Origin of the sequence: Pseudomonas sp. TMW22090 (genome assembly GCF_022496665.1) — a bacterium.
GTDB classification, from domain to species: Bacteria; Pseudomonadota; Gammaproteobacteria; order Pseudomonadales; family Pseudomonadaceae; genus Aquipseudomonas; species Aquipseudomonas gregormendelii.
Window position 1 is genome coordinate 325,558 of record NZ_SCFH01000003.1, and the last position, 14,823, is coordinate 340,380.

General features: G+C 60.7%; 13 protein-coding genes. 7 read left to right on the forward strand and 6 right to left on the reverse strand.

Features of this window, described 5'->3' with window-relative positions; genetic code table 11:
* The first annotated feature begins 90 nt into the window (after positions 1-90).
* Positions 91-1,077: a taurine ABC transporter substrate-binding protein gene (gene tauA / locus EQV97_RS10740; RefSeq protein WP_240888925.1), complete on the forward strand. Its 987-nt coding sequence runs from the start codon at positions 91-93 to the stop codon at positions 1,075-1,077.
* 47 nt (positions 1,078-1,124) lie between these two features.
* Here tauA and argA read toward each other — a convergent pair whose 3' ends face one another.
* Positions 1,125-2,423 (reverse strand): amino-acid N-acetyltransferase, encoded by a 1,299-nt coding sequence (argA, locus tag EQV97_RS10745; RefSeq protein ID WP_122841070.1) that lies wholly within the window; start codon positions 2,421-2,423, stop codon positions 1,125-1,127.
* Between the two features lie 245 nt (positions 2,424-2,668).
* Entirely contained in the window at positions 2,669-3,829 is a 1,161-nt protein-coding gene (gene argE / locus EQV97_RS10750; RefSeq protein ID WP_240888926.1) for an acetylornithine deacetylase, read from the reverse strand.
* Positions 3,830-3,985: 156 nt separating this feature from the next.
* Between argE and EQV97_RS10755 the strand changes: the two genes are divergently transcribed.
* Positions 3,986-5,353: a CYTH domain-containing protein gene (locus EQV97_RS10755; RefSeq protein ID WP_122841067.1), complete on the forward strand. Its 1,368-nt coding sequence runs from the start codon at positions 3,986-3,988 to the stop codon at positions 5,351-5,353.
* A gap of 88 nt (positions 5,354-5,441) precedes the next feature.
* On the opposite strand, the gene EQV97_RS10760 is transcribed toward EQV97_RS10755, so the two are convergent.
* Positions 5,442-5,912 carry an Lrp/AsnC family transcriptional regulator gene (locus EQV97_RS10760; RefSeq protein ID WP_045059634.1) on the reverse strand — a complete coding sequence of 157 codons (471 nt, stop codon included), beginning with the start codon at positions 5,910-5,912 and terminating at the stop codon, positions 5,442-5,444.
* Positions 5,913-6,039: 127 nt separating this feature from the next.
* Between EQV97_RS10760 and EQV97_RS10765 the strand changes: the two genes are divergently transcribed.
* From EQV97_RS10765 to EQV97_RS10785, 5 genes are all read left to right on the forward strand, one after another.
* Positions 6,040-6,378, forward strand: a complete 339-nt coding sequence (locus tag EQV97_RS10765; protein ID WP_122841066.1) for a hypothetical protein — start codon at positions 6,040-6,042, stop codon at positions 6,376-6,378.
* A 90-nt stretch (positions 6,379-6,468) separates the two neighbouring features.
* Positions 6,469-8,253 (forward strand): GspE/PulE family protein, encoded by a 1,785-nt coding sequence (locus tag EQV97_RS10770; protein ID WP_045059636.1) that lies wholly within the window; start codon positions 6,469-6,471, stop codon positions 8,251-8,253.
* 111 nt (positions 8,254-8,364) lie between these two features.
* Positions 8,365-9,285, forward strand: a complete 921-nt coding sequence (locus EQV97_RS10775; protein WP_045059637.1) for an SPFH domain-containing protein — start codon at positions 8,365-8,367, stop codon at positions 9,283-9,285.
* A gap of 8 nt (positions 9,286-9,293) precedes the next feature.
* A complete protein-coding gene (locus EQV97_RS10780) occupies positions 9,294-9,743 on the forward strand; it encodes an NfeD family protein (protein WP_122841064.1) in 450 nt (149 codons plus the stop codon).
* Between the two features lie 68 nt (positions 9,744-9,811).
* Positions 9,812-10,129: a DUF2388 domain-containing protein gene (locus EQV97_RS10785; protein WP_122841063.1), complete on the forward strand. Its 318-nt coding sequence runs from the start codon at positions 9,812-9,814 to the stop codon at positions 10,127-10,129.
* A 110-nt stretch (positions 10,130-10,239) separates the two neighbouring features.
* On the opposite strand, the gene gcvP is transcribed toward EQV97_RS10785, so the two are convergent.
* From gcvP to gcvT, 3 genes are all read right to left on the reverse strand, one after another.
* Positions 10,240-13,113 carry an aminomethyl-transferring glycine dehydrogenase gene (gcvP, locus tag EQV97_RS10790; RefSeq protein WP_122841062.1) on the reverse strand — a complete coding sequence of 958 codons (2,874 nt, stop codon included), beginning with the start codon at positions 13,111-13,113 and terminating at the stop codon, positions 10,240-10,242.
* A 142-nt stretch (positions 13,114-13,255) separates the two neighbouring features.
* A complete protein-coding gene (gene gcvH / locus EQV97_RS10795; protein WP_122841061.1) occupies positions 13,256-13,639 on the reverse strand; it encodes a glycine cleavage system protein GcvH in 384 nt (127 codons plus the stop codon).
* Between the two features lie 49 nt (positions 13,640-13,688).
* Positions 13,689-14,771: a glycine cleavage system aminomethyltransferase GcvT gene (gcvT, locus tag EQV97_RS10800; protein WP_240888927.1), complete on the reverse strand. Its 1,083-nt coding sequence runs from the start codon at positions 14,769-14,771 to the stop codon at positions 13,689-13,691.
* Positions 14,772-14,823 lie beyond the last annotated feature (52 nt).

A 14,823-nucleotide genomic window follows, 5' to 3' on the forward strand; every position in this document is an offset into this window, starting at 1 on the left:
AAGCTAATTCCCAAAAGATATTTATTGGCCGTTTTTTAGATCGATTAGATTTAACGGAAATCCGCATTTCCTCTCATCGAAGACCTGGCCATGACAATCAAGCGCGCACTATCCAATCCAATTGTTACAGTTTGTGTATCAGCTTTAATTTCTTTTAACGCCGTCGCCGCCAACCTGACCGTGGGATATCAGACCGGGATTGATCCGAGCAAGGTGCCGCAGGCCGACGGCCTGTATGAGAAAGCCATTGGCCAGAAAATCGATTGGCGCCGCTTCAACAGCGGGCCAGAGGTGGTCACGGCCATTGCTTCCGGGGATGTGCAGATCGGGAATCTGGGCTCCAGCCCGCTGGCCGCCGCAGCTTCGCGGAACCTGCCAATCGTTGCCTTCATCGTTTCGGCGCAGATCAATGCCGCCGAGGCGCTGGTAGTCCGTAACGGGAGCGGGATCAATAAACCGGAAGATCTGATCGGCAAAACCATTGCCACGCCCTTCGTTTCCACCTCTCATTACAGCCTGCTCGGCGCACTGAAGCATTGGGGCCTGAGTACTTCGCAAGTGAAGGTGGTGAACCTGCAGCCGGCGGAAATTGCTGCTGCCTGGAAGCGTGGTGATATTGACGGGGCCTTCGTCTGGTCGCCTGCCCTGGGCGAAATCCGCAAGACCGGCAAGACCCTGACCGATGCGGCCGAGGTTGGCCAATGGGGCGCTCCGACTTTCGAAGTGTGGGTGGCGCGCAAGGATTACGCCGAGAAGCACCCGGAAGTGATTGCCAGGTTCGCCAAGGTCACCCTGGACTCATTCGCCGACTACGCCGCGCATAAAGACAGCTGGACTGCCGATTCGGTGCCGGTGCAGAAAATCGCCAAATTGACCGGTGCCAATGCTGCCGATGTGCCTGAACTGCTGGCCGGCTCGGCCTTCCCGGACGCCAAGGCACAGCAGACCACCGCATTGCTGGATGGCGGCACGGCCAAGGCGATTGGCGAGACCGCGAAGTTCCTGAAGGAACAGGGCAAAGTCGAGACGGTGCTGCCGGATTATTCGGCGTACGTCAGCTCTAAATACGTGGAATAAACGCAATCCCCGTAGGAGCCTGCGGCAGCTCCTACAGGGGGATTGCGTTACAGGGTTTTTTCGAAGATTTTCGAATTGCGCTGATAGTTGTACAGCGACGCTCGCGCCGACGGCAACCGGTCCACGCTGCTTGGCACGAACCCGCGCTCGCGGAACCAGTGGGCGGTACGGGTCGTAAGGACGAACAGGGTTTTCAGGCCCTGGGCCCGGGCGCGAGTTTCGATGCGCTCCAGCAGTTCATCGCCACGCCCGCCGTGGCGGTACTCCGGGTTGACCGCCAGGCACGCCAGCTCACCCGCATCCGAATCGGCAATCTGATACAGCGCCGCGCAGGCGATGATCATGCCTTCGCGCTCGACCACGCTGAACTGCTCGATCTCGCGTTCCAGCACCTCGCGGGAACGACGCACCAGGATGCCCTGCTCTTCCAGCGGGCTGATCAGGTCCAGCAAGCCACCCACGTCCTCAATCGCCGCTTCGCGCACGATTTCGAATTGCTCCTGGGCCACCAGGGTACCGCCACCGTCGCGGGTGAACAGCTCGGTCAGCAGCGCACCGTCTTCGGCATAACTGACAATATGACTGCGTGCTACACCGCCACGGCAGGCCTCGGCGGCGGCATCGAGCAGTTCGCCCTGATAATTGCTGCCCAGGCGAAGCAGGTGCGCCGGCACCTGCTGAGGACGCAACTCACGCACCAGGCGTCCGTTTTCGTCGATCAGGCCCAGATCGGCACCGAACAGCAGCAGTTTGTCGGCGCCCAGGTCGATGGCGGCGCGGGTCGCGACGTCTTCGCAAGCCAGATTGAAGATCTCGCCGGTTGGCGAATAGCCCAAAGGCGACAGCAACACGATGGAGCGCTCGTCCAGCAGGCGATTGATGCCTTTGCGGTCGACCCGACGCACCTCACCGGTGTGGTGATAATCAACCCCTTCGAGCACGCCGATCGGCCGAGCAGTTACCAGGTTGCCGCTGGCCACCCGCAGGCGCGAGCCCTGCATCGGCGAAGACGCCATGTCCATCGACAGTCGCGCTTCGATGGCGATCCGCAGCTGGCCGACGGCATCGATCACGCATTCAAGGGTGGCGGCATCGGTGATACGCATCCCATGGTGGTAATGCGGAGTCAGGCCACGGGCAGCCAGGCGCGCTTCGATTTGTGGACGGGAGCCGTGAACCAGCACCAGCCGCACGCCCAGGCTGTGCAGCAGCACCAGGTCATGGACGATGTTGCCAAAGTTTGGATGCTCCACGCCATCGCCGGGCAGCATGACAACAAAGGTGCAATCGCGGTGGGCGTTGATGTAGGGGGAAGCGTGACGAAGCCAATTAACGTATTCGGGCATGAACCTGGGCCTGTAATAAATAGCAGCCAAAAAATGGGCGAAACGGAACAACGCACAGCGGGCTGATGGTTATCGTCGGAACAGGCTTGGCGACACGCGCGCTCTCCTCATGACTACGGGATTGATGACCGGCAATTTACACGGCGAACGGTGTAGGAGCTGCCGCAGGCTGCGATCTTTTGATGTTGCTCCTGAAAACAAGATCAAAAGATCGCCGCCTGCGGCAGCGCCTACGGAGGTAGCGTTCAACCGACAGATTTGGCCGGCATCAGGCAGTAATGTTCAATCAGTTGACGTAATAGATGCACCGTAGGCTGCAAACGTGACATTTCGAGGTATTCCCCCGGCTGGTGGGCACAGGCTATATCTCCAGGGCCAAGCACCAGCGTTTCACAACCAAGGCGCTGAAGATAAGGGGCTTCGGTGCCGAACGCTACTGCTTCGGCCATGTGACCTGTGAGCTTTTCGGCGACGCGTACCAATTCAGCGTCTTCGGCCTGCTCGAACGGCGGCACTTCAGGGAATAGCGGCGCGTAATCAATTTTTACCTGATGCCGTTCGGCAACCGGCTTGAGCCGGTGCAGAATTTCCGCGCGCAGGGCCTTCGGGTCCATGCCTGGAAGCGGTCGCAAATCGAACTCCAGAGAGCACTGCCCGCAAATCCGGTTGGGGTTGTCGCCGCCGTGAATGCACCCGAAGTTCATGGTGGGCGTGGGTACGCCGAACTGCGGGTTGCGAAACTCGCGTTGCCAGAGCAAGCGCAGGCCACGGAGCTCACCGATGGCATCGTGCATCGCTTCGAGGGCACTGTGTCCCAGGCGGGGGTCGGAGGAATGGCCACTCTGCCCGAGGATGTCGATGCGCTCCATCATGATGCCCTTGTGCATGCGGATCGGCTTCAGGCCGGTCGGTTCGCCGATCACTGCCGCGCGCCCCAGCGGCCGTCCGGCTGCGGCCAGCGCGCGGGCACCGGACATCGAGCTTTCTTCATCGCAGGTGGCGAGGATCAACAGCGGCTGTTTGAACGGCTGGTCGAGCAAGGGTATGACGGCTTCGATCGCCAAAGCGAAGAAACCCTTCATGTCGCAACTGCCCAAACCCACCCAGCGGCCGTCGACTTCGGTCAGCTTCAGTGGATCGGTCTGCCACAAGGCGCCATCGAACGGCACGGTGTCGCTATGCCCGGCCAGGACCAGGCCACCAGGGCCGGAACCGAAACTGGCGAGCAGATTAAATTTGCCGGGGCTGACCTGCTGGATGTCGCAGGCAAAACCCAGGTCGCCCAGCCAGGTGGCCAGCAGGTCGATGACCGGGCGGTTGGTCTGATCGAGACTGGCCTGGGTGCAACTGACAGACGGTGCAGCGATCAGCGCAGCGAACTGATCTTTCATGGACGGCAAAGGCATCGCTGACTCCAACTCCCGAATTGAAGTCCATCATAGAGCTATCTGGCGACAGGAATAAACCGTCGCGGCACGTAGGATGGATGAGTCCTGTACACTGCACGGCCTTGGCAGCCACACATTCCACCGGCTGCGCTCCCGATCCTGGATTTTCCGGCCATGCAGAAAGAAACCGAAATCAAACTCCGCGTCAGCCGCGAAACCCTCGCTGCTCTGCGCGAGCACCCGCTACTGAAAAAACGCAACAAAAGTGGCTGGGAACGCCGTGAACTGATGAACCAGTACTTCGACACGCCTGAGCGCGACCTGGCCCGCGCCAAGGTTGCCCTGCGCCTGCGCCGTGATGGCGAAGAAGTGATTCAGACCCTCAAGACCCGCGGCCACAGCGTTGCCGGTCTGTCCGAGCGTAACGAATACGACTGGAACCTGCCCAAAGCCAAGCTCGATGTGAAAAAACTCGACGGCGAATGCTGGCCTGAAGAGTTGGCCGAGCTGGACAAGAAAACCCTCAAAGCCATCTTCACCACCGACTTCGTTCGCGAACGTGCCGAAATCGCTTGGGGCCGTGGCAAAACCAAGGTGGTCATCGAAGCCGCGCTGGACCTGGGCCATGTAGTGGTCGGCAAGCAGAAAGAAGAAATCTGCGAGCTGGAACTGGAACTGCGCGAAGGTGAACCTGCCGCCCTGCTGGAACTCGCTGCCGAACTGGCCGCGACCCTGGCGTTGATGCCGTGTGACATCAGCAAGGCCGAGCGCGGTTATCGCCTCTACGACGCCAACAGCTATTCACTGAGCCTGCCGGCACCGCAAATCAGCGCCGAAATGCCGCTGGACGACGCATTTGCCGCGCTGTGCTGGCATTTGCTGGGCAGTAGCCAGCGCCTGGCCGAGCAGTACCGCTTCAATGGCCACTGGCGTTTGCTGCAGGACTGGGTCGAGAACCTGGCTGAAATGCGCGCACTGCTCAGCAGCCTGGGGCAAGCCGCACCGCGTCAATCGACCCACGACCTGCGAGTCGCGCTGGACGCGTTGCTCGAAGACTGGCGCCCACTGGTCCAGGCCGGGGTGGATGACGAGGATGTGCGCAAAGCCGCGCCTGAACAATTCCTGGAAGAGCTCGAAGACCCGCGCTGGGGTCTGTTCTCCCTCAACACTTCGCGCTGGTTGCTGGCCCGTACCTGGACCGCCGAGCGTAACGTACGTGGCAATCGCCAAGGCGCAGCGCAACTGGGCAGCTGGCTTCCACGCCTGCTGGGCGAAGAGGCAACCTCCTTGCAGCTGCAGCGCTATCAGCAGCAACCGGAAGACCTCGCCGAGCAACTGCCGCGCATCGAGCGCATCCAGTCCTGGCTGCACCATGCCCGCGGCGTGCTGGAGATCCCGGAAATGGATCGCCTGTACGGGGAGCTGAAACAGCTGGCGCAACTGGCCAACGAGCCGATTAGCGACGAATCCCTGGATGCGCGCAAGCAGCAGGCGATTGCGGTTTATCAGAACCGTGCCTGGAAAATGTTGCTGCGTATGTAACATCGTTAAAAGATCGCAGCCTCCGGCAGCTCCTACGGGTGTACACACTCCTCCGCAGGAGCTGCCGTGCTGTGGTCGATCTTTTGCTTCACCGCAGCACGGGCAAACTGGTCGTCGACTTGATCTCCGACAACGCCACAATCGAGTTCACCTCCTGAATCCCCGGCACCATCGACAACTTCTCGAAGAAAAACCGCTCATACGCCTCGATGTCCGCCGTGACGATCCGCAACAAAAAATCCACCGAACCCATCAGTACATAACACTCCAGCACCTCGGGGAAACCGCGAATCGCCTCGGTGAACTCGGTGAAGTTCGAGCGCCCATGGGCGTTGAGCTTGATCTCGGCGAAAATCTGCGTATTCAGCCCGATCTTTTTGCGATCCAGTAGCGTCACCTGGCCGCGAATAATCCCCTCCTCCTTCATCCGCTGGATACGCCGCCAGCAGGGCGACTGCGACAACCCCACCTGCTCGGCGATCTGCGCACTGGAGAGCGAAGCATCTTCCTGCAACAGGGCAAGAATCTTGCGGTCGTAGCCATCCAAATCACTGTGCATAAATAAACCCGCTAACCCTACTAAATTGAATTGTACGATTCGAAGAATCGCCAATTAGGTCCATCATAGATAAGAAATACCCGGCTTCGAATGTAAAAATTCCTCCATTGATCCTGGAGCCTGCCCCATGCCTCACCTCGAAGCCGTAAAAAGTCCCCACTTGCGCCCCGATGCGTGGAACGTCCATACCGCCCATTGCCGCGTGCACTACCAGCTGCTGGGCGAAGCCGAACCCGACCTGCTGTGTCGCGCGCTCAATCTGTTTGCCCTGCAATGCCTCACCCCGCACCAGGTCAATGTGCAGCGCAGCGACGATTTGTTGTCGATGGATATCGTCATTGATGGTCTGAGCTGGCATCGTGCCCAGGTGATAGCGGAAAAATTGCGTAATCTGATCAGCGTCTGCTCGGTCGATCTGCAAAACGCCGATTCCTCCTGGAATATCGCGGCTCAAGCGGCAGGCTGAAACCCCTCGATACGGCTTCGTCGGGTAGTGGCCCAACGATTGGCGGCTGCGCGTCTATCCTTTGCGCACTGTTGTTCATGAGGAGCCCGCATGTCCGTTCAACTCGCCATTCAGGACCGCTGGCTGGATCTCAATGATTTGCTGCGCGAACTGGTCGCCCAAGGTTTTATCAGCCAGGACTCGGCCGAACTCGCACTCAATGCCAGACGGCGCCACGCGGCTAATGGCCAACTGCACCCACTGGAGTTCATCGCCGGCCAGCATCTCGATGATCTCAGCCGCCCCGGCAAACATCTCGACCTGGAAAGCCTGACCCTTTGGCTGTCGCAGCAGGCCGGCCAACCCTACCTGCGCATCGACCCGCTGAAGATCAATGTCGCGGCCATCACGCCGCTGATGTCCTACGCGTTCGCCCAGCGCCACAAGATTCTTGCCGTCTCGGTCGACCGCGACGCCGTTACCGTGGCCAGCGCCCAGCCGTACGTCAACGGCTGGGAAGCCGACCTGACCCATGTTCTGAAGCTGCCGATCAAACGGGTGGTCGCCAACCCGGTGGACATCCAGCGCTTCAGCGTGGAGTTTTTCCGCCTGGCCAAATCGGTCAGCGGCGCGACCACCGGTGATCAGCAGATCAATTCCATGGGCAACTTCGAACAGTTGCTCAACCTTGGCGCCAGCGACCAGGAACCGGATGCCAACGACGCGCACATCGTCAACATCGTCGACTGGCTGTTCCAGTACGCCTTCCAGCAGCGCGCCAGCGATATTCACATCGAGCCACGGCGTGAGCAGGGCACCGTGCGCTTTCGCATCGACGGTGTGCTGCACAACGTCTATCAATTCCCGCCGCAGGTGACCATGGCAATCGTCAGCCGCCTGAAAAGCCTGGGCCGGATGAACGTTGCAGAAAAACGCAAACCCCAGGACGGCCGAGTAAAAACCAAGACCCCGGACGGGGGTGAGGTCGAGCTGCGCCTGTCGACGTTGCCGACGGCGTTCGGCGAAAAAATGGTCATGCGGATTTTCGACCCGGAAGTGCTGCTCAAGGACTTCGATCAGCTGGGTTTTTCCGCCGAAGACCTGCGCCGCTGGCAGGACATGACCCGCCAGCCCAACGGCATCATCCTGGTCACCGGGCCGACCGGTTCCGGCAAGACCACCACGCTCTATACCACCCTGAAAAAGCTGGCGACGCCCGAGGTCAACCTCTGCACCATCGAGGACCCGATCGAAATGGTCGAGCCGGCGTTCAACCAGATGCAGGTCCAGCACAACATCGACCTGACCTTTGCCGCCGGCGTGCGCGCGCTGATGAGGCAAGACCCGGACATCATCATGATTGGCGAGATCCGCGACCTCGAAACCGCTGAAATGGCGATCCAGGCGGCGCTCACCGGCCACCTTGTGCTGTCCACGCTGCATACCAACGATGCACCCAGTGCCATCAGCCGCCTGCTGGAACTGGGCGTGCCGCACTACCTGATCAAGGCCACGGTGCTCGGCGTCATGGCCCAGCGCCTGGTACGCACCCTTTGTCCGCACTGCAAGGCGCCGCTGGCCCTGGGCGAAGAAGACTGGCAAACCCTGACCAGGCCATGGCAGGCACCGCTGCCAGGTAACGCACAGCGCGCCATCGGCTGCCTGGAGTGTCGTGACACCGGCTATCGTGGACGTGCGGGGGTGTATGAAATCATGCAGCTGACCGACGGAATCAAGGCGCTGATCAGTCCCGATACCGACTTGCTGGCGGTGCGCAGGCAGGCTTTCAAGGAAGGCATGCGCAGCCTGCGATTATCCGGTGCACAGAAGGTCGCGGCGGGGCTGACGACCATCGAAGAGGTGCTGCGGGTCACGCCACAGAGCGAGCAGAAATAATCCTTTGTGTCTCTTGATGATGCGAGAGCCCGGTTCCGGTTCATATCCACGACCTGCACCGCTACACTTCTGCGATCGAGAATTCATTGATGTACTCAACAGGGAATTGTTATGCAGATCGGTACCGTGCTCCTGCTTTTTGTCGGCCTGGTGGTCGCCATTCTTTTCATGGGTTTCAAAGTCGTGCCCCAGGGTTATCAATGGACGGTCGAACGATTCGGCCGTTATACCAACACCCTCAAGCCCGGCCTGAACATCATCATTCCGGTCATGGACCGCATCGGCCGCAAAATCAACGTGATGGAAAGCGTGCTGGATATTCCGCCGCAGGAAGTCATCACCGCCGACAACGCCACGGTGCAGATCGATGCGGTGTGCTTCTTCCAGGTGGTCAATACGGCGCAGGCGGCCTATGAGGTCAACAACCTCGAACACGCGATTCGCAACCTCCTGCAGACCAACATCCGTACCGTCCTTGGCTCCATGGAGCTGGATGCGATGCTCAGCCAGCGTGACGGGATCAACGAAAAACTGCTGCGCACCGTCGATGAGGCGACTGCACCGTGGGGCATCAAGATCACCCGAATCGAAATCAAGGACATCAGCCCGCCTGCCGACCTGATGGCCGCGATGTCCGGGCAGATGAAGGCCGAGCGGATCAAGCGCGCCCAGATTCTCGAGGCCGAAGGCCTGCGTGCAGCAGCGATCCTCACCGCCGAAGGCAAGAAGCAGGCGCAGATCCTCGAAGCCGAGGGTGGTCGCCAGGCCGCATTCCTCGAAGCGGAAGCCCGGGAGCGTCAAGCCGAAGCCGAAGCCCAGGCCACCAAGGTGGTGTCGGAAGCGATCGCCGGCGGCAACGTGCAGGCGGTCAATTACTTCGTCGCGCAGAAGTACATCGATGCGCTGGGCAAACTGGCCTCGGCCAACAACAGCAAAGTGATCCTGATGCCGCTTGAGGCCAGTTCGATGATCGGCGCGGTCGGCGGCATCGGCGAAATCGTCAAGGCGACGTTCGATAACAAGAAGGCCTGAGGCATACCATGTGGGCATTCCTGCAAAATCTGTCGTTCTGGGACTGGCTGGCCGTCGGCACGCTGCTGCTGATTCTTGAAGTGTTCGGAGCCGGCGGCTATCTGCTGTGGATCGGCATGGCCGCCGCGGCTGTTGGCGTGCTGACCTTCCTGCTACCGGGAATGGCCTGGGAGGTGCAGTTCCTGCTGTTCGGCTTGCTCTCTATCGCCACGGCGCTGTACTGGTGGCGACGCCAGCGCAGCGCAGTACGCCAGAGTGACGAGCCGAACCTCAACTTGCGAGGGCAGGAGTTGATCGGCAGGACCTTTGTCGTGCACGAAGCGATCGTCGACGGACGCGGCAAGATCAAGGTGGCCGACGGCGTGTGGATGGCCCGCGGACCCGATGCGGCCCCCGGCAGTCGGGTGCGGGTGACGGGGCAGCAAGGGGCGATCCTGCTGGTTGAACCTTCCGAGTGAGCCACCACGGAACTGGATTGCCAGATTGGCGATCCAACAGGGTAGTTAATCCAGTGGAGTCACCCATCATGCGTTTCAAGTGTGCTGTCGCTACCCTCGCCTTGCTGTCCCTTCCAGTCGGATCGGCGATGGCCGACAGCTTTTGGCGTAACGTCATCTCGTCCGGCGCCACCACCGGTTCGACTTACCTGACGTTCAAGGATCACAAGCTGATTGTCGCGGCTCAAGATGACGCAGGTAGCTTCGTCGCCAGTGACGGCGGCATCCGCGGCCCGTACCTGGAAGCCGCCATGCAGAAGGTCCGCGCCGACAATCCTGGCCTGCAGGCCACGGACATGGAACTGGCCAATGCGATTTTGGCGAAGAATGCCATTGCCTCGGAGTAAGCCTGTTGGCTGAACAAAAATGCCGCTCCCATGAGTGGCATTTTTTTGCCTGACGTACCTCTGCGTCCCCCGTGATATTCCTCTGTGATTATCCACGTGCCAGGGGTCTATCAGCGGTAATCATCCACCGGCACGCACGCGCAAAACAGGTTGCGGTCGCCGTACACATTGTCCACCCGATTCACCGCCGGCCAGTACTTGTGCGCCCTGGTATGGGCATCCGGCGTCACCGCTTGCTCGATACTATAGGGCCGCTCCCAAACCCCGGTGATATCGGCCAACGTATGTGGCGCGCCCTTGAGCGGGTTGTCTTCAGCTGGCCAGTTGCCGTTCTGTACCTCGGTGATTTCCGCGCGAATGCTGAGCATCGCGCCGATGAAGCGGTCCAGCTCCGCTTTCGATTCGCTTTCGGTAGGCTCCACCATCAAGGTCCCGGGCACCGGAAACGACATGGTCGGGGCATGAAAACCGTAGTCCATCAAACGCTTGGCAACGTCTTCCTCAGTGATCCCGGTCAACGCTTTCAAGGGGCGCAAGTCGAGAATGCATTCATGCGCGACCCGGTCGTTGCGCCCGGTGTAGAGGACGGGAAAAGCCCCGGACAGATGTTGTGCCAGGTAGTTGGCCGCTAAAATCGCCACTTCGCTGGCATCCGCCAACTGTGGCCCCATCATCGCGATATACATCCAGCTGATCGGCAGAATGCTCGCGCTGCCCCAGGGAGCGGCACTCACGGCGTCATTCTGTGGCAGCGGCCCGTCAATCGGCACGACGGGGTGATTGGCCACGAAAGGCGCCAGGTGCGCCCGCACGCCGATCGGCCCCATGCCCGGCCCGCCCCCGCCATGGGGAATGCAAAAGGTCTTGTGCAGGTTCATGTGCGAGACGTCCGCACCAATGTCGGCCGGGCGCGCCAGCCCGACCTGGGCGTTCAGGTTGGCGCCGTCCATGTACACCTGGCCACCCTGGCTGTGGACAACTTCGCAAATTTCGCTGATCCCCTCCTCGTACACACCATGCGTTGAAGGATACGTCGCCATCAGGCAGGCGAGTTTGTCCCCTGCTGCGGCGGCCTTGTCTTTCAGGTCGTCGAGATCGACATTACCTGCCTCGTCGCACTCGACGATTACCACACGCATCCCGGCCATCTGCGCCGAAGCAGGATTGGTACCGTGGGCCGAAGAGGGAATCAGGCAGATATCCCGCGCGCCCTGCTGCCGGCTCTCATGGTATTTGCGAATCGCCAGTAGCCCGGCGTATTCGCCTTGGGCGCCGGAATTGGGCTGCATGCAAATAGCGTCAAATCCGGTGATCGCGCAGAGCCAGCGCTCCAGCTCCTCGATCATCAACGTATACCCCGCCGCCTGCTCCCTCGGCACGAAGGGATGCAGGTTGGCGAACTCGGGCCAGGTGATGGGGATCATTTCGCTGGTAGCGTTGAGCTTCATGGTGCAGGAGCCCAACGGGATCATCGACTGGTTGAGCGCCAGGTCCTTGTTCTCCAGCTGCTTGAGGTAGCGCAGCATTTCGGTTTCGCTGTGATGGGCGTTGAACACCGGGTGGCGCAAGTAGGGAGAGGTCCTGAGCAACGCCTCTGGAATACCGCTGGCCAGGGCTTGCGCGTCCATTTCCTCGACGATGAGCCCATGATCGGCACCCAGGAACACATCGAACAATCGGGCCACGGTAGTTTCATCGCAGGTTTCGTCCAGGCTTAGACCCAGTTGCCCGCGCCCCAGGATGCGCAGGTTGATCTGCGCCGCCCGGGCGCTTTCGATGATCGCCGTCTGTGTACCGCCGACCTCCAGGGTCAGAGTGTCGAAGAAGTGCTGATTGAGACGGATGATGCCGTGGCGCTCAAGTCCCGCCGCCAGGATGCAGGTCAGGCGATGAACCCTTTGGGCGATGCGCCTGAGCCCTTCAGGTCCGTGGTAGACCGCGTAGCAGCTGGCAATGTTGGCGAGCAGGACCTGGGCGGTGCAGATGTTCGAGTTGGCCTTTTCGCGGCGAATATGTTGCTCGCGGGTCTGCAGGGCCATGCGCAAGGCGACGTTACCGCGCGCATCCTTGGACACACCAATGATGCGCCCCGGAATCGCCCGTTTGTACTCTTCGCGACTGGCAAAGAATGCCGCATGGGGGCCGCCGTAGCCCATGGGCACGCCAAATCGCTGGGACGAGCCGAACACCACGTCGGCCCCCAGCTCTCCCGGCGCTGTGAGCATCAGCAGGCTTAACAGGTCGGTCGCCACGCAGGCCAGCGCCTGCTGTGCATGCAAGTGATCAATCAGCGGGCGCAGATCGCGAATTTCGCCATGGGTGTCGGGATATTGCAGCAGCGCGCCGAAGACCTGGTGCTGCCTGAGGTTGTCCACCGAGGCGATGATCAGCTCGAAACCGAAACCTTCTGCGCGGGTCTTCACCACCGAAATAGTCTGCGGATGACAGTTTTCATCGACGAAGAACAGGTTGCTTCGCGACTTGGCCACGCGCTTGGCCAGCGCCATGGCTTCCGCCGCCGCCGTGGCCTCATCCAGCAGCGAGGCATTGGCCAGCTCCAGCCCGGTAAGGTCGATGGTCAGCTGCTGGAAGTTCAGCAGCGCCTCCAGTCGGCCTTGGGCGATCTCGGGCTGATAAGGGGTGTAGGCGGTGTACCAACCTGGATTTTCCAGGACGTTACGCACAATGACCGGCGGCGTGAGGGTGCCGTGGTAGCCCATGCCGATCAGGCTGGTCCAGACCTGGTTTTGCCGGGCATAACCGCGCAGCCTGGCCAAAGCGGCTTCTTCGTCGAGTGCGGGGGGCAGATCAAGGGCACGGTTCAGGCGAATACCCGGCGGCACCGTCTGCTCGATCAGCTCGACACGACTACCGATGCCCAGGCTGTCGAGCATGGCTTGCTGCTCGGCGGCATCGGGGCCCAGGTGCCGGCGAAGGAAGGCATTGGGGTCGCGTAACTGGCTCAGGGACGGTAACTGGGACATGACGGGCTCTCTCTTGAGTGGCGCTCGGCGTCGATGTAACACGGGTCAAACCAGCATAGCAGGCACCGTCGCGGTGTCCGCGAAGATCAAAAGATCGAAAAAAAGCCCCGACAGGTCGGGGCTTTGGGGTGGCGCTGAACGCTTACTCGCCGATAGCGGCTTTGTAGGCGCCGGCATCGAGCAGCTTGTCCAGGTCAGCCACGTTGCTTGGCTTGAGCTTGAAGATCCAAGCGCCGTACGGGTCGGTGTTGAGCAACTCGGGCGAACCGCCCAACTCTTCGTTGACTGCAACCACTTCACCGGCAATCGGGGAATAGATGTCCGAAGCGGCCTTCACCGACTCGACTACGCCCGCCTGATCTTCAGCGGCGAAGACTTTACCGACTTCAGTCAGCTCGACGAACACTACGTCACCCAGGGCTTCCTGAGCGTGGTCGCTGATGCCTACGGTAACGGTGCCATCGGCTTCAAGACGGGCCCATTCGTGACTTTCGGCAAAACGCAGGTCGGCAGGGATATTGCTCATTTCTGTGTCCTCGGGAATAAATATCAGCGGTCATTGCCCGCCAAAAAAGTTAGATCAAGGTTTTGCCATGGCGTACGAAGGTCGGTTTGACCACTCGAACCGGGTACCACTTGCCACGGATTTCCACTTCGGCGCGGTCGGCAGTGGCCATCGGCACGCGCGCCAGTGCAATCGACTTGCTAAGCGTAGGAGAGAAACTACCACTGGTGATCTCTCCTTCGCCAACATCGGCTATGCGAACGACCTGATGAGCGCGAAGTACCCCACGCTCTTCCAGCACCAGGCCGACCAGTTTGTGTTGAATGCCTCCGGCCCGCTCGCCTTCCAGGGCCGCGCGGCCGACGAACAGGCGACTGGCCGGTTCCCAGGCAATGCTCCAGGCCATGTTTGAAACCAGGGGCGAAACCTCCTGATCGATGTCCTGGCCGTAAAGGTTCATGCCGGCTTCAACCCGCAACGTGTCGCGCGCACCCAGGCCGATCGGCGAAATGCCCGCGCCAACCAGGTCGTTGAAGAAGCCCGGCGCCTGACTGGCGGGCAGGACAATTTCCAGCCCGTCTTCACCGGTATAGCCGGTGCGGGCGATGAACCAGTCACCATCGCTGCGACCTTCAAACGGTTTGAGCAGCTGGATCAGGTTGCCACGGGACTGGGAGACGAGTTCGCATATCTTGTGTCGAGCCTGGGGGCCCTGGATGGCCAGCATGGCCAGTTCCGAGCGCTCAACCAGTTGCACATCGAACCCGTCGAGATGCGCCTGCATCCAGGCCAGGTCCTGGTCGCGAGTGGAAGCGTTGACCACCAACCGATAACCGTCCTCGAGTCGATAGACCAACATGTCATCGACGATGCCGCCCCGCTCGTTGAGCATGGTGCTGTACAAGGCACGGCCGGGGCTGTGCAGTCGCTCGACATCATTGGCCAGCAAATACTGGAGCCAGGCCTTGGCCTGGGGGCCGCTGATATCGATCACGGTCATGTGGGATACATCGAAAACCCCGCAATCGCGGCGCACCTGGTGGTGTTCCTCGACCTGCGAGCCGTAATGCAGGGGCATATCCCAACCGCCAAAATCGACCATCTTCGCGCCGAGGGCGAGATGAAGGTCATACAGAGGCGTACGCTGTCCCATGGGTTTCTCCTTCCGGGCGTGGCGAAGGTGCGGGCAAGTTCTGCATGGGCTG